We start from the raw sequence: 21111 nt of genomic DNA on the forward strand, positions 1-21111 counted from the left end.
GCGATGAAGCGCACCTTTCAACCGTCGAACCTGGTTCGCAAGCGCCGCCACGGTTTCCGCGCGCGCATGGCCACCAAGAACGGCCGCCTTGTGCTGGCTGCCCGCCGCGCCAAGGGCCGTCACAAGCTGACCGCCTGATTGCGCGCCCTTAGGGGCGTCAGGGGTAGTGACATGACACCGCCGGAGACCAAGGGCCAAGGCAACGTTGCCGAAGCGCCTGCGGGGTCTCCGGCGGTTTCGCTTTGCGTACTGGACAAGCGCGCCGATTTCCTGAAAGCCGCCTCGGCCCGCCGGCAGGGCACGAACGGGTTTCTGCTGCAAGCCCGGGATCGGGCGGATGGGCAGTGCCTCACACGTGTGGGCTTCACCGCGTCGAAGAAGATCGGCAACGCCGTTCTGCGCAATCGCGCCAAACGCCGACTGCGCGCCCTTGCCCGTGAGGTTCTGGCGCCGCTTGCTCAACCCGGCTGGGACTACGTGCTGGTCGCCCGCCCCGAGGCGACAGTGACCCGCGCCTACGCCGACCTGCGTGCCGATCTGGAACAGGCGCTCCGGTCGGTCCATCGGGGGCAGGGGTGACCCCCCTTGCGCAGATCGTCGCCCTGCCGGTCCGGGCCTACCGCCTGCTCCTCTCGCCCTGGGTCGGCCATGGCTGCCGCTTCCAGCCGACCTGCTCGGCCTATGCACTTGAGGCGCTGGAGCGGCACGGGGCGCTGAAAGGCAGCTACCTCGCCGCCCACCGCATCTGTCGCTGCCACCCCTGGGGCGGGCACGGCTATGACCCGGTGCCGGGCGCCGACCCCGAACACGACGCAAAGCGCTAGGCGCTGCCCGGATCGCCCGGTGGGCAGGTCCTCTCAATCGATTCGCGGACTATGGTTAACCGCCAACTTTCCCTGCCGTGGTAGAGACGGAAACAAGACGGAACCAAGATCATTAACTTGTTCGAAAGGTGCAAGATTAACACAGCGTTCTCAAAGGCTTGGTGGCCTGATAAACCCCCGCTTCTCGATATCGCGATTTTCTCGTTCACCTTCGCTTAACCCCACCGCGCGGCAGGGTTAAGGACGGGTTGATCGCGTGCTTTCCGATTGGCCGAGGATCAGCTGCAGGCGCTATTCCAGCGTCGCGATCAGCGCGCGTAGGGTCTCGATCCCCTCGCCCTTTTCCGAGCTGGTGACCACGATCTCCGGGTAAGCCGCCGGATGCTTCGCCAGCGCGCCCTTGACCTGTTCGATCACCGCCTCGCGTTCATCCCCGTGGATCTTGTCGACCTTCGTCAGCACCGTCTGGAAGGTAACGGCCGACCGGTCGAGAAGCGTCAGAATCTCCTCGTCCACCGCCTTGACCCCATGCCGCGCATCGATCAGCACAAAGGCCCGGCGCAGCGTCTGGCGGCCCGCAAGGTATTGTTTCAGCAGCGCTTGCCACTTGGCGACCACGGCCACCGGCGCTTCCGCAAAACCATAGCCGGGCAGGTCCACCAGATAGCGGCTCACACCCAGCGAGAAGTAGTTGATCTCTTGTGTCCGGCCCGGCGTGTTCGAGGCTCGGGCAAGACTCTTGCGCCCGGTCAGCGCGTTGATAAGGCTGGACTTACCCACATTCGATCGCCCTGCGAAGCAGACCTCCTGCCGGTCCGCAGGCGGTAGGCCAGGCATGGCGGTGACGCCTTTCACAAAGTCCACTGGCCCGGCAAAGAGAAGCCGGCCAGCCTCGCGGGACCAGTCGTCCGGTTCGGGCGCCAGAGTGAAGGTCAGCTGCATGGCCGCACCTCATCGCCTGTTGCGACCTTGCCGCCCTCAACCACCCGGGCAAAGACGCCGAAGTCGGTGTGCCCAAAGGCGGTTTCCAGTGCCGCCATCGTATCGGCATCCTGAACGCCTGTCATCGGGTTCGCGCCCGTCGCACGGCAACGCCCGATCGGCTCTTCGACCCGCAGGCGGGCCGAGCCTATAGCAATCTCCTGCCCGATCATCTCCAGTTCGGCCCAAGGCGCCCAACCTTCGATCCAGATGTTCCCGCGCCAGCGGTGAATGCCAAGCTCCCGGCCCATCCGGCCCTCAAGATCGGCTAGCGAGGCAAGGCCGTTGATCGAAATCAGCGGCTGGTCCTGGTCGGTCATCGCCTGCCCCGGCACCCGGATCACGCGCGCGGGTTCGGGGCGGTTCTCCGGCCAGAGGGGGCGCAACCAATTGATCAGACGAACAGAATCGGTCGGATCGTCAGGGCGGAAGGTCTCCGTCGGGCGGCGTGGATGCGATAGCGTGACTTCCCCCGCCTCGGGGTTCGACCGGCAAGAGACTGCCATCAGCTCGGACGAGCCCCAGCCCCGCAGAAACTGCAACTTCGACGCCCAGCCGGGCGGTTCGGGCAGGCGGGCGGCGGCGTGGGCCACGGCCCAGACCCGGTCGAACGGGAAAGCCGCGCCGGGTGTCAGCGTGGCTTCATCCACGGTTTCGAACCCGCCGGATTTGATCGGATGGCGGACCAGATGCGCAACCCGCGCCGTCACTTCTTGCCCTTCTTAGGTGCTGGCGTTGGCGGTGGAGGCGGCGCGGATTTCGCAGCCGCCTTCGCAGCCTTCGCCGACCGGATGTTGCCAAAGATATCGGGGCGTTTCCCATGACTCCACATGATCAGATACTGCTGGACGAAGGTGATCGTGTTGTTGGTGATCCAGTAGACCACCAGACCGCTGGCAAACCCGCCCAGCATGAACATGAAGACCCACGGCATCCAGGCGAAGATCGAGGCCTGAACCGGATCGGTCGGCGCCGGGTTCAGCTTCTGCTGCAGCCACATCGTGATGCCCAGAAGGATCGGCAGGATGCCGATGAAGATGAGATGCAGGATCGTGCCCTGCACCGGAGCGTCCCAGGGCAGAAGCCCGAAGAAGTTGAAGATCGACGACGGATCGGGGGCCGAAAGGTCCGTGAGCCAGCCGAAGAACGGGGCGTGGCGGAGTTCGATCGTGACGAAGATCACCTTGTAAAGCGCGAAGAAGATCGGGATCTGGATCAGGATCGGCAGGCAGCCCGCGGCGGGGTTCACCTTCTTGTCCTTGTAAAGCTGCATCATCTCGCGCTGCAGCTTCTGCTTGTCTTCGCCCGCGCGCTCTTTCAGCGCCTCCATCTCGGGCTGCAGCTCCTTCATCCGCGCCATCGAGACGTAGGATTTGTAGGCCAGCGGCAGCACGATGGTCTTGAGAACGAACGTCAGCGCAATGATGGCCCAGCCCATGTTGCCGATGAGCGCGTTTAGCCAGTGCAGCACGGCGAAGATCGGCTTCGTGAGGAAGTAGAACCAGCCCCAATCGATCGAGTCGATGAAGCCGGCGATCCCATCCTCTCTCTCATAAGCGCGGATCGTGGCCCATTCCTTTGCCCCCGCGAAGAAGCGGATGGTCGAGGTCGCCGTCGCGCCCGGATCAAGCGAGACCACGGGTTGGCGCACTTCTGCCTGATAGATGCCGGCGTTCGGGACGTATTTCAGTACCGATTTGAACGGCTTACCCTGCTCGGGGACGAGCGTCGTCATCCAGTAATGGTCGGTGAAGCCGATCCAGCCATCGGTCGTAGCCTCGGTCACTTCGGCCGGCAGCCCCTCGCGCTCGTTGACTTCAAGCTCGGCGATGTCGGCGTAGTCCGTCTCGGTCAGCTCGCCGTCGGCCCGCTGGATTGCGCCTTCGTGGACGACGAAGATGTTGGTGAGTTTCGGCAGCCCGTGGCGGGCAACGATGCCATAGGGTTGCAGGCTGACAACCGCCCCCGAGGTGTTTTCGACCTTGTCGGTGACCGTGAACATGAAGTTCTCGTCAACCGAAACCTCGCGGACGAACGTCAGGCCCTTGCCGTTCGACCAGCGCAGGGTCACCGGCTTGTCCGTGGTCAAGGTGTCGCCACTTGCGGCCGTCCATTCGGTGTTGGCGTCCGGCACATCGCCAGCTTGCAGTCCGGTTCCCGGCAGCCAGCCGAAGACGGAGTAGTAGGACAGGTTCTCACCTACGGGAGAGAGCAGGCGCACTTCGGGCGAACCGGGCTCCAGCGTCTCGCGATAGGTCGTCAGCGAAAGATCATCGATCCGTCCGCCGCGGAGCGACAGCGAACCGGCAAGCTTTCCGGTTTCGATCTTCAGGCGAGCGGCTTCCGGAACCGGGGCAACTTCGGTCTGGCCCTGCTCGGGTTCGGCGGTGGTCGTCGTGACGGCCCCCTCGCTCGCAGCCGTCGATTGAGCGGGCTGGGCGGGCGGCTCTGGCGGCGGGAAAAGCACGAACCAGACGATCATCACCAAGGCGCTAAGAACCATCGCGAGGATCAGGTTCTTGTTGTTCTGCTCTTCCATCCGTCAACCACCATGCCGACCATTCGGATCAGCGGTGCTTCAACGACAGGGGCGGGGAAAGGTCAAGCATATTCGCCCTGTTTGAATGGCTCTGGCGATCAAATCACGCCGAGCCCGCGCCGCCCAATCCCGCCTTCGGGTCAACCCTGCGGGCCGACCCTCAACTAGGCCCATCCGCCTCACCTGGCCTTGACGCCGATCCGCAATGCGGTGCTCAGCCTTTCGCGATGCGACACCAGCCAGAGTGCAAGTTCCTCGACCGGCATCGGTCGCGCAATCACGTAGCCCTGCACATGCCCGCAGCCAAGTTGCGCCAGAAGCGCATGCTCGCCGGGCGTTTCCACCCCTTCGGCCAGGGTCTCGAGCCCAAGCCGGTCGGCCAGTGACAGAATGGCAGTGACAAGCTTCTGCTGCTCGCGGTTGAGGTCGATGTCGCGCACGAAGCTGCGGTCGATCTTCAGCCGGTTCAGCGCAAAGCGGCGGATCGCGGTGATCGAGGCGTTGCCGGTCCCGAAGTCATCAAGATCGACCGCGCAGCCCATCGCGGCGATTCGAGAGATGTTGGAAGCGATGATTTCGTCCCCGTCGCCAGCCACGACCGTTTCCAGCACTTCGACTGTCAGGCGCGAGGAGGCCAGCTGGAAGCGGTCAAGCGTCCAGCGCAGGCGCTCGGGCAGTTGCGGGTCACGCAGCTCCTCAGCCGAGAAGTTTACGGCAACGGTTGGAATGCGCAGGCCCTTGCGGTCGAACTCGGCCATGGCAGCCAGGGATTGGGTCAGCATGGTCTGGCCCAACAGCTCCATAAGCTCGGACCCTTCGATGGCGGGCAGGAAGGCCCCCGGGGAAAGACAACCGCGGTCGGGATGAAGCCAGCGGACCAGCGCCTCTACCCCCGTCACTTCGCCGCTGTCGGTGGAAAGCTGCGGCTGGAAGAAGGCCCGCACCTCCCCCCGCTCGACCGCAGCCGCGAACCCGGCGCGGAGCGCGTCACGGTCGGCCCGTGCGCGCGCAAGCTCGGCCGAAAAGCCGCGGATGGCGCCTGGCCGGTATCGCGCGGCCTCGTCCCCGGCAACCTGAGCCGCATCCAGAAGCGCCCGGCCGCTCGGCTTTGCCAATTGCTGGGCGAAGCAAAAGCCGATCGAACAGGTCACCTGGATCGGGCCGCCCGCCAGAGTCATCGGCTGCTGCACTACCAGATGCAGCCGCCCGGCGATCCGCACCATGATCTCAAGGTCAAGCCGCGGGGTCGAGGCCAGAGTGACAGCCAGGCTGCCATCCTCCAGCGTGAAAAGCATGTCGCCGGGTCGCAATGCACCACGCAGCCGCGCCACACAGGCGGCAAGAAGCTCGGACTGCCGGGTACGCCCAAGCCGGTGGCAAAGATGAGCGGGGTCATCGAACTGGATGACAAAGCACCCTGTCGCCCCTGCTCTGGCAGCGATATCGGCCAGGGTGGCATCCAGCCGGGCGATGACCTCATCGGATACGGCTTCGGGCAACTTCTTGCGCTGCTCACGACCAAGAAGCAGAAAGCCCAGAGGCAGCGCAACGGCCAGCGCGGCCAAAGCAAACTCCCCGCCGCTCCAGTAGGCCACCAAGGCAACGAGCGGCAGAAAGACGGTCAGGTGCCGCGCATGGACCTGCGTCCGTGGAAAAGCGAAAGTCATGGCCGCCGCCCCCTGTCAGCGGGCAACTGGCCCGCGGTTCGGGGGTCAGGCTAGGCGGATGTTCATGATGGGTTCCTTAACGCTCACCCGAAAGTTGCAGAGAATTGTCGCTATCTGCCAGAGCGGCAGTAAGGCCCGCGAAATCAAAAAGCGCCGGATCGGCCAAATGAGAGGGCCGCACATTCATCAGCGCCCGGAACATCACCTGCCGACGTCCCGGCGTCCGCGCCTCCCACTCGTTCAGCAGCTTCTTCACTTGCGCCCGCTGCAGACCTTCCTGGCTGCCGCAGAGGTCGCAGGGAATGATCGGATAGCCCATGCCTTGCGCGAATTTCTCACAATCCGCCTCGGCGACGAAGGCCAAGGGCCGCGCCAGGTAAAGATCGCCGTCCTCGTTCAACAACCGTGGAGGCATGCTGGCCAGACGCCCGCCGTGGAAAAGGTTCATGAAGAACGTCTCAAGAATGTCATCGCGGTGATGCCCCAGCACGACCGTCGAACACCCCTCCTCGCGTGCGATCCGGTAAAGGTTCCCCCGCCGCAGGCGTGAGCACAAGGAGCACATCGTTCCGCCCGGCTTGATCTTGTCGATCACGACCGAATAGGTGTCCTGGTACTCGATCCGGTGCGGCACGCCCATACGGGTGAGGAACTCGGGCAGAACGGTCGCCGGAAAGCCTGGCTGGCCCTGGTCGAGGTTGCAGGCCAGAAGGTCCACCGGCAGAAGCCCGCGCCACTTCAGTTCATGCAGCACCGCCAGAAGCGTGTAGCTGTCCTTGCCGCCCGACAGGCACACAAGCCAGCGCTCGCCTGCCTTCGCCATCCCGTAGGCCTCGATCGCCTCGCGCACCTGCTGCACCAGGCGCTTCCTAAGCTTGCGGAACTCCAGCCCCTTCGGCGCGCCGTGGAAGAGCGGATGGATATCGTCGGCTTCGTCTAGCATGGGCGGCCCCTTCGGATGCGCCCTTATGCCAGAGGCAGAGGCGAAGGGCAAAGGTCAGACGTGCTGCGCCCCGTTCACCTCGATCTCGGCGCCCGAGATGTAGGACGACTGATCCGAACACAGGAACCAGATCACATCGGCCACCTCTTTCGGCTGACCCAGACGCTGCATCGGCAGCTTCTCGACGATCTTGTCGGTTCCAGGCGAGAGGATCGAGGTCTCGACCTCCCCTGGCGCAATCGCGTTGACGCGGACGCCCAGGGGTCCGAAATCATGCGCCATTTCCCGCGTCAGTGCCGCGAGGGCTGCCTTCGAGGTGGCGTAGGCCGCGCCCGCGAAGGGGTGGACGCGAACGCCCGCAATAGACGTCACGTTGACGATCGACCCCTTGGTCGCAGTGAGCTCGTCCTTCAGGCCCCGTGCCAGGATCACGGGCGCAAAGAAGTTCACATGGAACACATGCCCCCAGGTCCGCAGGTCCGTGCTCATGGTGTTCAGCCGCGCGCCGCCCGGTCCCTTCGGGCTGATCCCGGCATTGTTGACCAGCGCATGGATCCGGCCGCCGACCTTGGCCTTGATGGTCTCGATGGCCGCAATCGTCTTGTTCGGGTCCGCCAGGTCGATCTCGATATGGTTCTCCTCACCCCCCGGCCAGGGGCAGCGGGGGTCGAAGGGCTGGCGCGAGCAGGTCAGCACCCGCCAGCCCTCGGCTGAAAAGCGTTTGACAGTGGCGTGGCCGATCCCGCGGCTGGCTCCGGTCAGGACAAGGGTCTTCTGCTCGGACATCTCGGCCCTCCTTTCGGTCACAAGCTACGCCCGCCTGCGGGGAAGGCAAGGCTTGGCAGGGGGGTGGAAAAGCCTTATGCGGCCCTTCAAGATGGAGGTCCCCATGAAGCAGCAGACCCTGACCATGCAAGACGCAATCACCACCGCAAAGATGCTGTCCGAGGCCCTTCCCTATCTGCAGCGCTTCGAGGGCGCGGTGGTGGTGGTGAAGTTCGGCGGCAACGCCATGGGCGATGACGCAGCCATGGCCGAATTTGCCCGTGATATCGTGCTGATGAAGCAGGTGGGCGTGCACCCGGTCGTGGTCCACGGCGGTGGGCCGATGATAAACGAGATGCTCGACAAGCTGGGCATCAAGTCGGAGTTTGTCCGCGGCAAGCGGGTGACGGACAAGGCGACCGTGCAAGTGGTCGAGATGATCCTTTCGGGCCTCGTCAACAAGCGGATTGTGCAGGCGATCATGGATGCGGGCGGCCGGGCCGTCGGCATCTCGGGTAAGGACGACGACCTGATGGTCTGCGAGGCCGACGACCCCGAGCTTGGCTATGTCGGCCGGCCGATCGAGATGAATGTCCAGGTCCTGCGCGATCTTTACAAGGCCGGGATCGTCCCGGTGGTGGCTCCGGTCGCGACGGGAATGAAGGACAACGAAACTTTCAACGTGAACGGCGACACGGCGGCGGGGGCGATAGCGGGCGCCCTGCAGGCGGACCGGTTGCTCCTCCTGACCGACGTGCCGGGCGTCAAGGATGCCAGCGGGCGGGTGATGACCCAGATCACGCCCGAGGAAATCCGCCAGATGACCAAGGACGGCGTGATTTCGGGCGGGATGATCCCAAAGACCGAAACCGCGCTCATGGCGCTCGACGCGGGGACGCGGGCAGTTACGATCCTGGACGGCAAGGTCCCCAACGCCTGCCTTCTGGAGCTTTTCACCGACCACGGTGCCGGGAGCCAGATTCGATCTACCGAGCCACGCGTCAAACCGCATGTCCGTCGCTGAAAGCCGGCGCCGCGTCAACGCAATGAGACGGCAGAGTTCTTCCTAGTGTCTTCCCATCTCCATGTGCGTCTGCCGCTGAGTTGATTAACCGCGCCGCGCGAATGCATGTATGAGTCGGATCTAGCGGCGTCTTCGGCCATTGCCCGACACCGCTGCCGGGGGCGGACGGTATGCCGAACGAACTGATGTTGCGGGGCGGAGTGTTTCTTTTGCTCTTTGCCGTTTTCGCGGGTCTGGAGACCTTTGCCCCGCGCCGCAAACGCAACCTGCCGCGCGGCTTGCGGTGGATGACAAATCTTGCTCTGACCGCATTGAACACAGTCGCCCTGCGCGGGCTGGCGATTGTGCTGCCGCTTCTCGCCATCGGGGCCGCAATCGATGCCGAGAGAATGGGTTGGGGGCTTTTCAATCAGACCGCCTGGCCCCCGTGGATCGAGCTTGTAGTCTCAGTCCTGATCCTCGACCTCGCCATCTGGGCACAGCATCTGATCACCCACAAGGTCCCGCTTTTCTGGCGGTTCCACCGGGTGCACCATGCCGACCGGGATATGGATGTGACGACCGGCTTCCGGTTCCATCCGGTCGAGATACTGGCGTCGATGATCCTTAAGATCGGGCTGGTCTATCTGCTGGGACCATCGGCGCTTGCGGTGCTGATCTTCGAGCTGATCCTCAGCGGCACGTCACTGTTCAACCACGCGAACCTTGCGCTGCCCGGCTGGCTGGACCGGCCCCTTCGCCTGATCCTGGTCACTCCGGACATGCACCGCATCCATCATTCCGTCCACAGATACGAGCATGACAGCAACTATGGCTTTGCCTTGTCGCTTTGGGACCGGATCTTCCGCACATACCGTGGTAAACCGGCGGAGGGGCATGACGGAATGACTGTTGGGCTTGAATGGCAGGACGAACGACCGACGAAACTCGCGTGGGTGCTGTGGCTTCCCTTCCAGCGATAGAGGCGCGGCTGGCGCCCGAGCGGCTTGAGGTTCTGGGCGGTCTTGCGGTTGCCGAGGGCGAAGGCGGCTTTCCCAAGGGCACAAGAACGCTGCTCCTCCTCGGCCCCAGGGAACCCGGCTTCTGGGCGCATCTGACGTCGCAACCCGAATGGGACGGCCAGCCTGATCCTGTCGACCGCTGGTCTCGCCGGGTAATCGGGCGGCTGGCTTGTGATCTCGGGGCGAAGGCGCTCTTTCCTTTTGGCGGGCCGCCGTATCACCCGTTCTACCAATGGGCGCTGCGGACCGGCAGGGTCTGGGAGAGCCCGGTCAGGCTTCTGGTGCATGCCCGGCAGGGCCTGATGGTCAGCTTCAGGGGAGCGCTGGCGCTGAAAGAGGTGCTGGACCTGCCGCCCGCCGCGCCGCGCCCCTGTGACACCTGTCCCGCCCCCTGCCTGACCGCCTGCCCGGCCGAGGCGCTGACCGCGGCGGGATACGATGTGCCCCGCTGTCACGCGTTCCTCGATCGGCCCGAGGGGCAGGACTGCATGGCTGGCGGCTGTCTGGTTCGCCGCGCTTGCCCGGTGTCGCAGTCCTATGCAAGACTGCTGGAACAGTCGGCCTACCACATGGGGCAGTTCCACAGATGAAGCGGTTGATCCTGACGCGGCACGCGAAATCGGCTTGGGACGACCCGATGACCCCGGACCACGACCGCCCGCTGAACGACCGCGGCAAGGCTGCGGCGGCGGATCTGGGGCAGTGGCTGGCCTCGCGCGACTATGTACCCGGAGAGGTGCTCTGCTCGGACGCGCTTCGGACCCGGAAGACCTTTTCCGGCATCGCCCCCGCGCTGCCGGGAACGCCGGTCCTGGAACTGAAGCCCGCGCTTTATCATGCGGGGCCGGATGTGATGATGGCGGTCCTCCGCCATGCGACGGCTGATACGGTGATGATGATCGGCCACAACCCCGGCATCGCCGAGTTCGCGGCCCGGCTGGTGGCCCACCCACCCTCGAACCCGGAGTTTGCCCGCTACCCGACGGGGGCCACGCTGGTGGTGGATTTTGATCTGACAGACTGGAGTCAGGTGGCCTTCGGGACCGGTGTCATGGTCGATTTCATCGTGCCGAGGGAGATCGTGGCCTGAACTTGGGCACGGTGCCCAGCTTTTCGACTGCAGGTATTTCAATAGCTTGCATGTGACCGTTAGACTGACGTTAACCTCTGAGCGCGGCTCGCGGTCGGGTGGAACCCCACCCAGTGCTTGACCTGACTTCCCGACTTCTGGCCCTCTGAGCCTGCCGAACTACCTCACATGTCTGGGGCGTGGGGGTATCATGCGGGCATTGGTAATTGGCTCTTCGGGCGGGATCGGCAGGGCCTTGAAAGCCGCGCTTCACGGCCGGGCCGACGTGATCGGGCTCTCGCGCCGGGACGATGAGCTGGACATTGCGGATGAGGCCTCGGTCGCGCGGCTGCTGGGGGCGCTGGAGGGGTCGTTCGATCTGATTGTGGTGGCGACTGGGGCACTCGTGATCGGCGGTGTCGGGCCGGAGAAGACGCTGAAGGCCGTCACGGCTGGGGGGCTGGCGGCACAGTTCGCGGTCAATACCATCGGCCCGGCGCTGGTCTTGAAACACGCCCTGCGGCTCATGCCGCGCGACCGGGTTTCGCGGCTGGCGGTCCTGTCGGCACGGGTGGGGTCGATCGGGGACAACGCTTTGGGCGGCTGGTATGGCTATCGTACGGCGAAAGCGGCACTGAACCAGTTGGTCCACACGGCGGCGATCGAGGCCAAGCGGACGCATCCGCAGTCGGTACTTGTGGCGTTGCATCCGGGAACGGTCGAAACCGGCTTGGCCCCGGAGCAGCGGGCCGGGCATCCGACGGTGTCGCCGACGGTTGCGGCGGCGAACCTGCTGGCCGTGCTGGACAGGTTGGCGCCTTCTGACAGCGGCGGGTTCTTCGACTGGAAAGGCGAGGTCGTCCCTTGGTGAGGCTGGTTCTGGTCCTGGGCGACCAGCTTACCCCTGACGTGGCGGCCTTGCGGGCGGCGGATAAGGCGTGCGACTTGGTAGTGATGGCCGAGGTGATGGGCGAGGGGACATCCGTTCCCCATCACCCCCAGAAGATCGCCCTCATCCTGTCGGCGATGCGGAAGTTTGCCGCTGGTTTGCTGGCCGAGGGTTGGCAGGTGGCCTATTCGCTGCTGGATGATCCCGAGAACTCACAGACGATTTCCGGTGAGCTTCTGCGCCGGGCTGCGGAGTTTGGGGCGGGCGAGGTTCTGGCGACCAAGCCCGGCGAGTGGCGGGTTCTGCGGGATCTCGAAGCCCTGCCTTTGCCGGTGCAGGTCTTGGCGGATGACCGGTTCCTCTGCTCGGAGGCCGAGTTCGCGGTCTGGGCCGAGGGGCGCAAGCAGCTAAGGATGGAGTGGTTCTACCGCGAGATGCGGCGGAAGACCGGGCTTCTGATGGACGGTGATCAGCCCGCCGGGGGGCAGTGGAACTTTGACCATGAGAACAGGAAGGCGGCGAAGGCCGATCTTCTTCGTCCCCGACCCCGCGATTTTGCGCCGGATGCGGTGGTGGAGGAGGTGCTCGATCTGGTCGAGGCGCGGTTCTCGCATTTCGGGCGGCTGAGGCCGTTTCGCTGGGCGACTGATCGGGCGGGGGCGTTGGCGGCGCTGGCTGAGTTCATTGGGGACCGGCTGCCCCGCTTTGGCGAAGAGCAGGATGCGATGCTGGAGGGGGAGCCGTTCCTCAGCCATGCGGTGATCTCGCCCTACCTGAACCTCGGGCTTCTGGGGCCGATGGAGGTTTGCCGTGCTGTGGAGGACGCCTGGAAGGCTGGCAAGGTGCCGATTGCGGCGGCGGAGGGGTTCGTCCGGCAGGTGCTCGGCTGGCGGGAATATGTGCGGGGCATCTGGGTCTTGACCGGGCCGTCGTATCTGGAGCGGAACGCGCTGGGGCATTCCCGGGCCTTGCCGGCGGTCTACTGGGGCGGCGAGACGGGGATGGCCTGCATGAAGGCGGCAGTCGGGCAGACGCGGGACCTGGCCTATGCCCACCATATCCAGCGGCTGATGGTGACGGGGAACTTTGCTTTGCTGGCCGGGGTTGACCCGGCGGCGGTGCATGAATGGTATCTTTCGGTCTATGTCGACGCCTTCGAGTGGGTCGAGGCGCCGAATACGTTGGGGATGAGCCAGTTCGCCGATGGTGGGCTTCTGGGGTCGAAACCCTATGTCTCCTCCGGGGCCTATATCGACCGGATGTCCGACCATTGCGGGGGGTGCCAGTATCGGGTGAAGGAGAAGGTGGGCGAGGGGGCGTGTCCGTTCAACCTGCTCTACTGGCACTTCCTGGATCGGCATCGGGAGCGGTTCAAGGCGAACCCCAGGATGGGGCAGATGTACCGGGTTTGGGACGGGATGGACGGGGGGCACCGGGAGGCGGTTCTGGCGGGTGCGGAGCGGGTGCTCGCGCGGCTGGAGGCGGGGGCGGTGGTGTGATGCCCCGCTTGACCCACGGTGGGTCAATTCTTGAGGTATTTAAAATCAATGGGTTATCTGAGCGCGTAAGGGGGCGTTAAGGTTTGGGGCAGGGAGTGGTGGGGTGGAAGCCCACGCTACGGGTCATTTGAAGCGGGTGGTGGCGGAGCGGATTGGCGCGTCTGTCGAGCGGCAAGCCGGGGCGTCTAGGCCTGGCTGCGCAGGAGGAGGGCGACGCCCAGCACTATCACCGCCATGCCGAGCATCTGGCGGGCGGTGAGGCGCTGGTGGAAGACGAAGCGTGCGACGGCTTGGGCGAAGATCACCTCGACGAGCGCCAGGGTGCGGACGTTGGCGGCGGAGGTCAGGGAAAAGCCGATGAACCAGAACTGTGAGGCGAAGGCGCCAAGGAAGCCTGCGCCGAGTGAGCTGCGCCAGACGCCGAAGGACGCGATGAGGGCCTTGCGGTCGAAGGCAAGCATCCAGCCGAGCAGGATGGCGGTCTGAAGGGCGAGGCTGAGGGCGAGGATCGTGGTGGCGCGGATCAGGAAATCTCCTGTCGGGAGGGCCAGGATGCCGCCGCGAAAGCCGATGGCGGCCAGCCCGAAGAGGGCTCCGGCTAGGAGGCCGGTCAGTGCGGGGCCTGCGGCGCGCCACTCGGTGCCGGGTTTCACGGACATCAGGATGACCCCAGCAGTGGCGATGGCGATGGCCGCGAGCATCGGCAGGGTCAGCGGGTCGCCAAGGACGGCGGCGGCGATCAGGGCGACGAGGACGGGTTCGGTCTTGATCCAGGCGGTGGTGACGGCGAAGGACTGCGACTTCATGGTGTGGAGCATCAGCGCGGTGGCCGCGATCTGCGAAAGCGCGCCGAGGGTCGCGAAGCCGAGGGCTTCGAGGGTCAGCGGCGGTACGGGCTGACCTCCGAAGCCCGCGACGAGGGCGAGGAACAGGAGTGCGAAGGGCAGGCCGAAGAGGAACCGGACCTGAGTGGCGCCGATAGTGCCGATGGCCTGAGTGAGGCTTGCCTGGGTCGCATTGCGCGCGGTCTGGGCTGCGGCGGCGATCAGGGTGGCGGCGACCCAGCCGAGGGCGGCCATCACCTCCCCCGGATCGTTTCGATCATCAGTTGCACGTGGTCGGGGCTCGCTTCGGGGGTGATGCCGTGGCCGAGGTTGAAGATGTGGGGGCCCTTCGAGAAGGCTTTGACCACATGGCGGGTCGCGGCGATCAGGGCCTGGCCGCCGGTGACCATGTGTTCGGGGGCAAGGTTGCCTTGCACCGGGCCGTCGATCTGGACGTTGGCGGCGGCCCATTCGGGGCTGACGGAGTTGTCGATCGCCACGCAGTCAGCCCCGGTGCGGTGGGCAAAGCCGATGTAGCCGGGACCGGCCTCACGCGGGAACGCGATGATCGGCACGGTGGGGTGGCGGGCTTTCAGGGCAGAGATGATCTTTGCGGCGGGGGCCTCGGCGAAATCGCGGAAGTCCTGGCCTTTGAGGCTGCCGGCCCAGCTGTCGAAGAGCTTGACCACCTCCACCCCGGCGTCGATCTGGGCGGAGAGGTATTCGACTGTTGCGTCGGTGATCCGGTCGATGAGGGCCTGGAAGGTGGCGCGGTGGTCGTCTTTCAGTCTGTGAGCGGCGGCCTGGTCGGGGGTGCCTTTGCCCGCGATCATGTAGGTGGCAACGGTCCAGGGGGCGCCCGCAAAGCCGATGAGGGTGGTCTCCTTGGGAAGCTCGCGGGTGAGGATGCGGATGGTTTCGTAGACGGGGCCAAGCGTTTCGTGGATCGCGTCGACCGGCTTGAGGTTCGCGACCTGGCCGGGGGTGTCGGTGGTTTCCATCCGCGGGCCCTCGCCCGGTTCAAACCAGAGCTTCGGGCCAAGGGCCTGGGGGAGAAGGAGGATGTCGGCGAAAAGTATTGCGGCGTCAAAGCCGTAGCGGCGGATCGGTTGCAGGGTGACCTCGGCGGCGAGGTCGGGAGTGTAGCAGAGCGAGAGGAAATCACCCGCCTTGGCGCGGGTCTCGCGGTACTCCGGCAGGTAACGGCCCGCCTGTCGCATCATCCAGACCGGGGGCGTCGGTAGCACCTCGCCCTTCAGCGTGCGCAGGATCGTCTTGGTCATCATAGCCTCTTTTCGTTGGGGTCCATGGGTCGGCTGCGGGGTCGGGGTTGTCAAGAGTTGTCAGCCAAGCCTGACAGGGATAAGCCTTGCGCATGCGCGATGATCTGCCCAGCCCCGCCAAAGCCCTGAAGATCGGAACCCGCGGCTCTCCGCTTGCCTTGTGGCAGGCGCATGAGGTGCGGCGCTGTCTTATGGGGGCTTTCGGGCTGGCCGAAGCGGCGTTTGAAGTGGTGGTGATCAAGGTCACGGGCGACCAGATCCAGGACAAGGCGCTGCGTGAGATCGGGGGGAAGGGGCTTTTCACCCGCGAGATCGAAGAGGCGCTTCTGGACGGGAGCATCGACATTGCGGTGCATTCGACCAAGGACATGCCGACCCAGCAGCCCGAGGGGCTTGTGCTGGACTGCTATCTGAAGCGCGCGGATGTGCGGGATGCGTTTGTCTCGCCCCGGTTCGCGTCGATTGCGGAGCTGCCGGAGGGGGCGGTGGTGGGGTCGTCATCCTTGCGGCGGCGGGCCCAGCTGTTGGTTCGGCGGCCCGACCTGAAGCTGGTGGAGTTCCGGGGGAACGTGCAGACGCGGATGCGGAAGCTGGAGGAGGGAGTGGCGGATGCCACGTTCCTGGCGATGGCGGGGCTGACGCGGTTGGGTGTGGCCGGCATGGCGCGCGGGGCGATTGAACCGGGGGAGATGCTTCCGGCGGTGGCGCAGGGTGCCATCGGCGTGGAACGGCGGGTGTCGGATGCGCGGGTGGCCAGGATGCTGGCGGCGGTGCATGACCGGGAGACGGGGCTGCGACTGGCGGCGGAGCGGGGGTTCCTCGCGCGGCTGGACGGGTCTTGCGAGACGCCGATTGCCGGGCTGGCGGTGCTGGAGGGCGGTGAGCTTTGGTTGCGGGGGGAAATCCTGCGGCCGGACGGGTCAGCCTCGGTCGCGGGGGAGTTGCGCGGTACTATCGGCGATGGCGCGGCTCTTGGCAGGGCGCTGGCGGACGAGCTTCTGGGCCGGGCCGGGCCGGGGTTCTTCGGCTGAGGATCGCGCGTCTGGCCTTTGCGGGCTGTCAAGGCAGGGACGCCATCTTACAATTCTGTCGTCAAAAGGTTACATGCGGGGCGATCTTCTGAGAGTGGCCCCCCGTGTCCGATCTGGAACTTGAACGCAGCGTGAAAGCCATCCTGGCCGAGCCGACCAGTCGGATCCGGGCCATCGACATGCCGGACGGGCGGCGCTTCTGGCTGAAGCGGGTCGAGCGGCTGTCGGGTCGGATGCGGCTGCAGAAGGGGGACCCAGCGCGGGCGTTTGCGGCCGAGCGCGAAGGGCTGCATGCCCTGGCCAAGGCCGGGCTGCCAGTTGCGGGCGTGGCACTGGAAGGGCCGGACTGGGTGGTCATGCCGGACGCTGGGCCGGTGTTGCCCGTTCTCGTCGCTGACCCGAAGCGCAGCGAGGCCGAGAAGCTGGCGGCCTTCGCGCGGGCGGGGCGGGCCCTGGGCTTGCTGCATTGGGCCGGGATGGTGCACGGCCGCCCGGCAGTGCGGGACATCTGCTGGGACGGTCAGGAGGCCAGGTTCATCGATCTTGAGCGCTTCAGGCACGCACGGCGCGGTGGTGTATGGCAGGCTGCGGACGTGCTGATGTTCGCGCAGACAGCCTTTACACAATGGCCGGATGACCGGCGCTGGCTGGATGCAGCGGTGGACGCCTATACGATAAATTCGCCTGACGGCGCGATGGAGCGGGCGGCGCGGCTGGCTTTCTGGCTGGCGCCTCTCGGCTGGCTCGCCCGGGGTCTGGTCCGGGTGAAGCCGGAAAGCCGCGAGTTGCGGGCGGTCGGGCTTACCTTGGCGCGGTTGCGGCGGGGGTAGGCCGGGGCTGCTCGTCGTTCGACTTCGTCTCCTCCTCGCGGGGTTCTCGTCGGGGCCAACCCTAGCGAGGAGTGACGAAGTCATCGACGAGCGGCAGTTCAGGCGTGGATCGCGCCGAGGCCGCAGGCGAGGGCGGCCTCGCGCACGGCTTCGGACCAGGTGGGATGGGCGTGGCAGGTAAGTGCCAGGTCCTGCGCCGAGGCACCGAATTCCATGGCCACGCAGACCTCGTGGATCAGATCGCCCGCCATGGGGCCGATGATGTGGCAGCCGAGGATGCGGTCGGTCGCGGCGTCGGCGATCAGCTTCACGAAGCCCTCGGCCTGGAAGACGGCCTTGGCGCGCGCGTTGCCCATGAAGGGGAACTTGCCGACCTTGTAGGCGATGCCTTCCTCTTTCAGCTGCTCTTCGGTCTTGCCGACATTGGCGACCTCGGGAGTCGTGTAGATCACGCCGGGGATGACGCCATAGTTCACATGGCCATGTTTCCCGGCCATGATCTCGGCGACCGCCATCCCTTCGTCTTCGGCCTTGTGGGCGAGCATCGGGCCTGCGACCGCATCGCCGATGGCGTAGAGGCCTTTGACATTGGTCTGAAAGTGATCATCCGTCTTCACCGTTCCGCGTGGGCCCATTTCGACGCTCAGGGCCTCCAGCCCCAGTCTTGCCGTGTAAGGTTTGCGCCCGGTGGCAACCAGGACGACATCGGCCTCGAGGTTGGCGTCCGAGTTGTCCTTGCGCAGCTTGTAGGCCACGGTCGCGCCCTTCTTCGTCTTGCTGACGGACTGTACGGCGGCGCCGAGGGCGAACTTCAGGCCCTGCTTCTGCAGGATGCGCTGGAAGCTTTTCGCGACCTCGGCGTCCATGCCGGGGGTGATCGCGTCCAGGTATTCGACGACGGTCACCTCGGTGCCAAGGCGGGCATAGACCGAGCCCATTTCCAGCCCGATGACGCCCGCGCCGATCACCACCATGGTTTTCGGGATCTTCCCCAAGGTCAAAGCGCCGGTAGAGGTGACGACCGTTTCCTCGTCAACCGTCACGCCGGGGAGGGTTGATGGCTCGGACCCCGTTGCGATCACTATGTTCTTCGCGCTGTGGACCGTATCGCCCACCTTGACCTGACCGGGGGCGGGAATAGTGGCCCAGCCTTTCAGCCAGGTGACCTTGTTCTTCTTGAACAGGAACTCGATCCCCTTGGTGTTCTGGCCCACGACGTCGGCCTTGTAGGCCTGCATCCTGGCCCAATCGACCTTCGGGTTTGCCCCTATCAGCCCCATTTTCTCGAAGTTCTCATGGGTTTCGTGAAGGAGGTGTGTCGCGTGGAGGAGCGCCTTCGAGGGGATGCAGCCGATGTTGAGGCAGGTGCCGCCAAGCGTCTCGCGCCCCTCGACGCAGGCCACGTTCAGGCCAAGCTGTGCTGCGTGGATGGCCGCCACATAGCCGCCGGGGCCGGCACCGATGATGATTGCGTCAAACTCTGCCATGGGTCGGTTCCTTTGGTTTCGGTCGGGAACCGGGGGTTTCACCCCCCCGGACCCCCGTGGGATATTTTCAGAAGAGAAAGCCTATATCAGCGCTGCCACGATCATCGTCAGGGTCGCGAAGAAACCTATGCTCCAGATCGCCGAACGCCAAGGGCGCCAGCCGAAGGCATAGGCAGGAATGTATAGGACGCGGGCCGCAAGGTAGGCCCAGGCGGCGTATTGGGTGACCGTGGTGGACTGGTTGCCAAGCGTGACGACGACCACCGCAATGGTGAAGAGGATGAGCGCTTCGAAATGGTTGTTGAGCGCGCGCTGCATGCGGCCGGTCCGGGTGGAGAGCTGGCGCGACGCGGGGTAGTCGCGGGGGGACGAGGTGTAGCCGACGCCAAGCTCTCGGTTCGCGGGGATGGCGAAGAGGGTGAACTGGACGGCTTGCAGAAGGCCCGCAAGGGCGAGGGCAGTGAGCTCGGGGGTCATGAAGGTGCCTTTGAGGTGAAGCCTTTCACCACACCGGCGATGCCGATGAAGTTCAGGATACCAAGCGCGTAGAGGACTGCGAAGACGATAGGATCAGCCGCCCCCGCAAACGACTGCAGCAAGCCCCAGAGACACCAGAATCCAAAGAGGATTGCGGCGATCGCTGAACCTTTCCGCAGGAAGTATGCGAAGGCAAACAGGACTAGCGCCTCTACAGCATTGCCAGCCATAAGGCTGAAGCCCGGTCCCGGTCCGTGTCTGATGACCCATGCGCCGCCCCCGACGATGCCGATCGCGAGCAGCGCCCAGGCCATCACCCGGGCGGCGAGAACGGCCAACGGGAAAGCATGCGCACGAGCGGTGGTCATCAGGCAGCACCTTTGGTCCAGAGGCGGATGGTTTCGGGGGTGATCAGCGTCTTGCGGCGATCCTGGAACCACGCGATGCAGGCCGCTTCGGCCTGAGCGATGCCGGGGAGCGCGCGGAGGCGGGTCAGTTCGGCCTCAACCTCGGGCCAGCGGCGGAGGACCGTGCGGTCCTGCCGGTCGTTGCGGTTGGCGCGGCGGTGCCACTTCGATCCGATCTGGTATTTGTCGGACGGTAGGCCCCACCCGCGCCCGCGTTCGTTCTTCAGGAGGAACACGTCAGTGGAGCGGACGGCGTAGTGGTTGACGACCGCCCCACCCCGCATTGCCGCGCCGATCGGGCTGTAGCGTGAGCGGGGCTTGCCGTGGAGGGGTGCGGAGGAAAGCGGCTCGCCGGCGGAATTGACCGCAAGGGGGGCGTCGATCCGGGGGGCCGTGGGCATGTGGTCGGAGGCTGCGGCAAAGGCGCGGAAGCGGAAGAGTGACTTGAACTTGACGGTCTCTTCGTCGATCGCCGCCTCGCAAGCCGTGAAGGCGCGGAGCGTTTCGCCTGGCCATTCGGCATGGCCGTTGTCGCCGAAGCAAAGCCAGGGGAGGGCGATGGCATGCGCGTCGTCGGCGCGGGCGATCAGGTCGGCCACCGGGGCCGCGCCGGGGGCGATGTTCAGGAACTCGTCGCTGTCGAGATGGGCGAGCCATTCGGCGGGGGTGGTTTCGAGATGGGCCATGGCGCGGGCGATGCCGTGCTTTTGCGGCGGTTCGCCCTGGGGCACGGGGTTCCGGAGGTGGTCGACTTCGCCGTGGTCCGCGAGGAGGTCGAGCAAGCGGTCAGAGCCGTCGTCGCAATCGTTCGTGCAGATGACAATGGGGCCGAAGCCGATGACCCGGTGGTAGGCCAGCCATTCGAGGATGTGGATCCCCTCGTTCCGCATGGAGCTGGCAAGGGCCACGGGCGGCTGGGCAGGCATCATCGGCGGGTCCCGGTCATTCGAAGGCCTCGGGCAGCCTGAGTTCGAGGAGGGTGAAGTTGAGCTGGGCCAGGGTGGCCTGCCAGTCGGGGTTGGCGTCGCAGAGGGCCTTGACGTCGGAGTAGGGCGTGTCGGGCGCAGGGAGGACGTTTTCGACCTTCGCGGCTTCGGTGAAGGCCGCAATGGCCTCGGGCGGGACGTTGTTGGCTTTGAGGGTCGTGATGGCGGCCTGAGTGTCCCGGAGCCAGCCCTTGACGATGAGCGGGTGGGAGGTGGCGTCGAGCGAGGAGCAGGTGAGGAAGACGCGTTGTTCGGTGATGGCGGTGGTCAGCAGGATATCGGCGGTGGGGGAGCCGGTGGGGATGATCTGGGCGAGGGTGGGGGTGGCGAGGAGGAGGGCGATGAGGAGTGGTGCGCCCAACAACGGTGCGCCATGAATGGGCACCCTACGGGTCGGACGGCCCCCCACCCCCGGCCCCTCCCCACGTGGGGGTGGGGTGGTGCTTGGGGCGGCGGTGGGGGTGGAGTGGGTCATGTGGGGTCCGGGGTAGGAGTGTTGTAGGGCGCGCTGTAGCGCACCCTACTGGGCTGGTCGAAGTCGGTTTTGCTTTGCTCTCGATACGGCTCGAAGCAATGCCCAAATCT

General features: G+C 65.5%; 24 protein-coding genes. 11 read left to right on the forward strand and 13 right to left on the reverse strand.

The window, feature by feature from the left end:
* The first annotated feature begins 3 nt into the window (after positions 1-3).
* The 3 genes from rpmH to yidD are packed head-to-tail and all read left to right on the forward strand — an operon-like array spanning position 4 to position 824.
* Complete coding sequence (gene rpmH, locus ACRCSW_RS08460) at positions 4-138, forward strand: 50S ribosomal protein L34 (protein ID WP_103259146.1); 135 nt, start codon at positions 4-6, stop codon at positions 136-138.
* A gap of 33 nt (positions 139-171) precedes the next feature.
* The gene (gene rnpA, locus ACRCSW_RS08465; protein WP_438704192.1) at positions 172-579 is read left to right on the forward strand and encodes a ribonuclease P protein component; all 408 of its coding nucleotides are present in this window, start codon (positions 172-174) and stop codon (positions 577-579) included.
* Positions 576-824 carry a membrane protein insertion efficiency factor YidD gene (gene yidD, locus ACRCSW_RS08470; RefSeq protein WP_438704194.1) on the forward strand — a complete coding sequence of 83 codons (249 nt, stop codon included), beginning with the start codon at positions 576-578 and terminating at the stop codon, positions 822-824. The genes rnpA and yidD overlap by 4 nt, the downstream gene beginning before the upstream one ends.
* Positions 825-1115: 291 nt before the next feature.
* Here the strand turns inward: yidD and yihA are convergent, their stop codons facing one another.
* The 6 genes from yihA to ACRCSW_RS08500 all read right to left on the reverse strand — a co-directional run bounded on the left by yihA (position 1116) and on the right by ACRCSW_RS08500 (position 7740).
* Complete coding sequence (gene yihA / locus ACRCSW_RS08475) at positions 1116-1766, reverse strand: ribosome biogenesis GTP-binding protein YihA/YsxC (RefSeq protein WP_438704196.1); 651 nt, start codon at positions 1764-1766, stop codon at positions 1116-1118.
* The gene (locus ACRCSW_RS08480; protein ID WP_438704197.1) at positions 1757-2515 is read right to left on the reverse strand and encodes an MOSC domain-containing protein; all 759 of its coding nucleotides are present in this window, start codon (positions 2513-2515) and stop codon (positions 1757-1759) included. Before ACRCSW_RS08480 ends, yihA begins: the two co-directional genes overlap by 10 nt.
* Positions 2512-4344 carry a membrane protein insertase YidC gene (gene yidC / locus ACRCSW_RS08485; protein WP_438704198.1) on the reverse strand — a complete coding sequence of 611 codons (1833 nt, stop codon included), beginning with the start codon at positions 4342-4344 and terminating at the stop codon, positions 2512-2514. Before yidC ends, ACRCSW_RS08480 begins: the two co-directional genes overlap by 4 nt.
* Positions 4345-4523: 179 nt before the next feature.
* Positions 4524-6011: an EAL domain-containing protein gene (locus ACRCSW_RS08490; RefSeq protein WP_438704200.1), complete on the reverse strand. Its 1488-nt coding sequence runs from the start codon at positions 6009-6011 to the stop codon at positions 4524-4526.
* 76 nt (positions 6012-6087) lie between these two features.
* Positions 6088-6954 (reverse strand): tRNA 2-thiocytidine(32) synthetase TtcA, encoded by an 867-nt coding sequence (gene ttcA, locus ACRCSW_RS08495; RefSeq protein WP_438704201.1) that lies wholly within the window; start codon positions 6952-6954, stop codon positions 6088-6090.
* A 54-nt stretch (positions 6955-7008) separates the two neighbouring features.
* On the reverse strand, positions 7009-7740 hold the full coding sequence (locus ACRCSW_RS08500) for an SDR family NAD(P)-dependent oxidoreductase (protein WP_438704202.1): 732 nt from the start codon (positions 7738-7740) through the stop codon (positions 7009-7011).
* Positions 7741-7843: 103 nt separating this feature from the next.
* Here ACRCSW_RS08500 and argB point away from each other — a divergent pair, with 103 nt between their 5' ends.
* The 6 genes from argB (at position 7844) to ACRCSW_RS08530 (ending at position 13201) form a co-directional block, all read left to right on the forward strand.
* Positions 7844-8743, forward strand: a complete 900-nt coding sequence (gene argB, locus ACRCSW_RS08505; protein ID WP_438704204.1) for an acetylglutamate kinase — start codon at positions 7844-7846, stop codon at positions 8741-8743.
* A 170-nt stretch (positions 8744-8913) separates the two neighbouring features.
* A complete protein-coding gene (locus ACRCSW_RS08510) occupies positions 8914-9705 on the forward strand; it encodes a sterol desaturase family protein (protein ID WP_438704206.1) in 792 nt (263 codons plus the stop codon).
* A complete protein-coding gene (locus tag ACRCSW_RS08515) occupies positions 9684-10334 on the forward strand; it encodes a ferredoxin (RefSeq protein WP_438704208.1) in 651 nt (216 codons plus the stop codon). The genes ACRCSW_RS08510 and ACRCSW_RS08515 overlap by 22 nt, the downstream gene beginning before the upstream one ends.
* Entirely contained in the window at positions 10331-10834 is a 504-nt protein-coding gene (locus ACRCSW_RS08520) for a SixA phosphatase family protein (RefSeq protein ID WP_438704210.1), read from the forward strand. Before ACRCSW_RS08515 ends, ACRCSW_RS08520 begins: the two co-directional genes overlap by 4 nt.
* A 190-nt stretch (positions 10835-11024) precedes the next feature.
* The gene (locus ACRCSW_RS08525) at positions 11025-11684 is read left to right on the forward strand and encodes an SDR family NAD(P)-dependent oxidoreductase (protein WP_438704212.1); all 660 of its coding nucleotides are present in this window, start codon (positions 11025-11027) and stop codon (positions 11682-11684) included.
* Positions 11678-13201: a cryptochrome/photolyase family protein gene (locus ACRCSW_RS08530; RefSeq protein WP_438704213.1), complete on the forward strand. Its 1524-nt coding sequence runs from the start codon at positions 11678-11680 to the stop codon at positions 13199-13201. Before ACRCSW_RS08525 ends, ACRCSW_RS08530 begins: the two co-directional genes overlap by 7 nt.
* A 185-nt stretch (positions 13202-13386) precedes the next feature.
* Here ACRCSW_RS08530 and ACRCSW_RS08535 read toward each other — a convergent pair whose 3' ends face one another.
* Together ACRCSW_RS08535 and hemE are read right to left on the reverse strand one after the other, a co-directional pair.
* Positions 13387-14280, reverse strand: coding sequence for an EamA family transporter (locus ACRCSW_RS08535; RefSeq protein WP_438704215.1), 894 nt, complete (start codon positions 14278-14280; stop codon positions 13387-13389).
* Positions 14280-15311 carry a uroporphyrinogen decarboxylase gene (hemE, locus tag ACRCSW_RS08540; RefSeq protein WP_438704216.1) on the reverse strand — a complete coding sequence of 344 codons (1032 nt, stop codon included), beginning with the start codon at positions 15309-15311 and terminating at the stop codon, positions 14280-14282. The genes ACRCSW_RS08535 and hemE overlap by 1 nt, the downstream gene beginning before the upstream one ends.
* Positions 15312-15400: 89 nt before the next feature.
* Between hemE and hemC the strand changes: the two genes are divergently transcribed.
* Positions 15401-16339 (forward strand): hydroxymethylbilane synthase, encoded by a 939-nt coding sequence (gene hemC / locus ACRCSW_RS08545; protein ID WP_438704218.1) that lies wholly within the window; start codon positions 15401-15403, stop codon positions 16337-16339.
* A 104-nt stretch (positions 16340-16443) separates the two neighbouring features.
* Positions 16444-17169 (forward strand): serine/threonine protein phosphatase, encoded by a 726-nt coding sequence (locus tag ACRCSW_RS08550; protein ID WP_438704220.1) that lies wholly within the window; start codon positions 16444-16446, stop codon positions 17167-17169.
* Positions 17170-17267: 98 nt separating this feature from the next.
* On the opposite strand, the gene lpdA is transcribed toward ACRCSW_RS08550, so the two are convergent.
* From lpdA to ACRCSW_RS08575, 5 genes are all read right to left on the reverse strand, one after another.
* Entirely contained in the window at positions 17268-18656 is a 1389-nt protein-coding gene (lpdA, locus tag ACRCSW_RS08555) for a dihydrolipoyl dehydrogenase (protein WP_438704222.1), read from the reverse strand.
* An 81-nt stretch (positions 18657-18737) separates the two neighbouring features.
* Positions 18738-19133: an MAPEG family protein gene (locus ACRCSW_RS08560; protein WP_438704224.1), complete on the reverse strand. Its 396-nt coding sequence runs from the start codon at positions 19131-19133 to the stop codon at positions 18738-18740.
* Positions 19130-19501, reverse strand: a complete 372-nt coding sequence (locus ACRCSW_RS08565) for a hypothetical protein (protein WP_438704225.1) — start codon at positions 19499-19501, stop codon at positions 19130-19132. The genes ACRCSW_RS08560 and ACRCSW_RS08565 overlap by 4 nt, the downstream gene beginning before the upstream one ends.
* Positions 19501-20469 (reverse strand): glycosyltransferase family 2 protein, encoded by a 969-nt coding sequence (locus ACRCSW_RS08570; RefSeq protein WP_438704227.1) that lies wholly within the window; start codon positions 20467-20469, stop codon positions 19501-19503. Before ACRCSW_RS08570 ends, ACRCSW_RS08565 begins: the two co-directional genes overlap by 1 nt.
* Positions 20470-20482: 13 nt before the next feature.
* Complete coding sequence (locus ACRCSW_RS08575) at positions 20483-21001, reverse strand: hypothetical protein (protein ID WP_438704228.1); 519 nt, start codon at positions 20999-21001, stop codon at positions 20483-20485.
* Between the last annotated feature and the right edge of the window lie 110 nt (positions 21002-21111).

Origin of the sequence: Tabrizicola sp. (assembly GCF_051645465.1) — a bacterium.
GTDB lineage: Bacteria > Pseudomonadota > Alphaproteobacteria > Rhodobacterales > Rhodobacteraceae > Tabrizicola.

Bases quoted from the DNA above. Each gene is read 5' to 3' on its own strand.
- ACRCSW_RS08510 (WP_438704206.1), top strand. From the start codon at position 8,914: ATGCCGAACGAACTGATGTTGCGGGGCGGAGTGTTTCTTTTGCTCTTT.
- hemE (WP_438704216.1), bottom strand. From the start codon at position 15,311: ATGATGACCAAGACGATCCTGCGCACGCTGAAGGGCGAGGTGCTACCG.
- hemC (WP_438704218.1), top strand. From the start codon at position 15,401: ATGCGCGATGATCTGCCCAGCCCCGCCAAAGCCCTGAAGATCGGAACC.
- ACRCSW_RS08570 (WP_438704227.1), bottom strand. From the start codon at position 20,469: ATGATGCCTGCCCAGCCGCCCGTGGCCCTTGCCAGCTCCATGCGGAAC.
- ACRCSW_RS08520 (WP_438704210.1), top strand. From the start codon at position 10,331: ATGAAGCGGTTGATCCTGACGCGGCACGCGAAATCGGCTTGGGACGAC.
- ACRCSW_RS08535 (WP_438704215.1), bottom strand. From the start codon at position 14,280: ATGGCCGCCCTCGGCTGGGTCGCCGCCACCCTGATCGCCGCCGCAGCC.
- ACRCSW_RS08525 (WP_438704212.1), top strand. From the start codon at position 11,025: ATGCGGGCATTGGTAATTGGCTCTTCGGGCGGGATCGGCAGGGCCTTG.
- lpdA (WP_438704222.1), bottom strand. From the start codon at position 18,656: ATGGCAGAGTTTGACGCAATCATCATCGGTGCCGGCCCCGGCGGCTAT.
- rnpA (WP_438704192.1), top strand. From the start codon at position 172: ATGACACCGCCGGAGACCAAGGGCCAAGGCAACGTTGCCGAAGCGCCT.
- yidC (WP_438704198.1), bottom strand. From the start codon at position 4,344: ATGGAAGAGCAGAACAACAAGAACCTGATCCTCGCGATGGTTCTTAGC.
- ACRCSW_RS08565 (WP_438704225.1), bottom strand. From the start codon at position 19,501: ATGACCACCGCTCGTGCGCATGCTTTCCCGTTGGCCGTTCTCGCCGCC.
- rpmH (WP_103259146.1), top strand. From the start codon at position 4: ATGAAGCGCACCTTTCAACCGTCGAACCTGGTTCGCAAGCGCCGCCAC.
- ttcA (WP_438704201.1), bottom strand. From the start codon at position 6,954: ATGCTAGACGAAGCCGACGATATCCATCCGCTCTTCCACGGCGCGCCG.
- ACRCSW_RS08575 (WP_438704228.1), bottom strand. From the start codon at position 21,001: ATGACCCACTCCACCCCCACCGCCGCCCCAAGCACCACCCCACCCCCA.
- ACRCSW_RS08500 (WP_438704202.1), bottom strand. From the start codon at position 7,740: ATGTCCGAGCAGAAGACCCTTGTCCTGACCGGAGCCAGCCGCGGGATC.
- yihA (WP_438704196.1), bottom strand. From the start codon at position 1,766: ATGCAGCTGACCTTCACTCTGGCGCCCGAACCGGACGACTGGTCCCGC.
- argB (WP_438704204.1), top strand. From the start codon at position 7,844: ATGAAGCAGCAGACCCTGACCATGCAAGACGCAATCACCACCGCAAAG.
- ACRCSW_RS08560 (WP_438704224.1), bottom strand. From the start codon at position 19,133: ATGACCCCCGAGCTCACTGCCCTCGCCCTTGCGGGCCTTCTGCAAGCC.
- ACRCSW_RS08490 (WP_438704200.1), bottom strand. From the start codon at position 6,011: ATGACTTTCGCTTTTCCACGGACGCAGGTCCATGCGCGGCACCTGACC.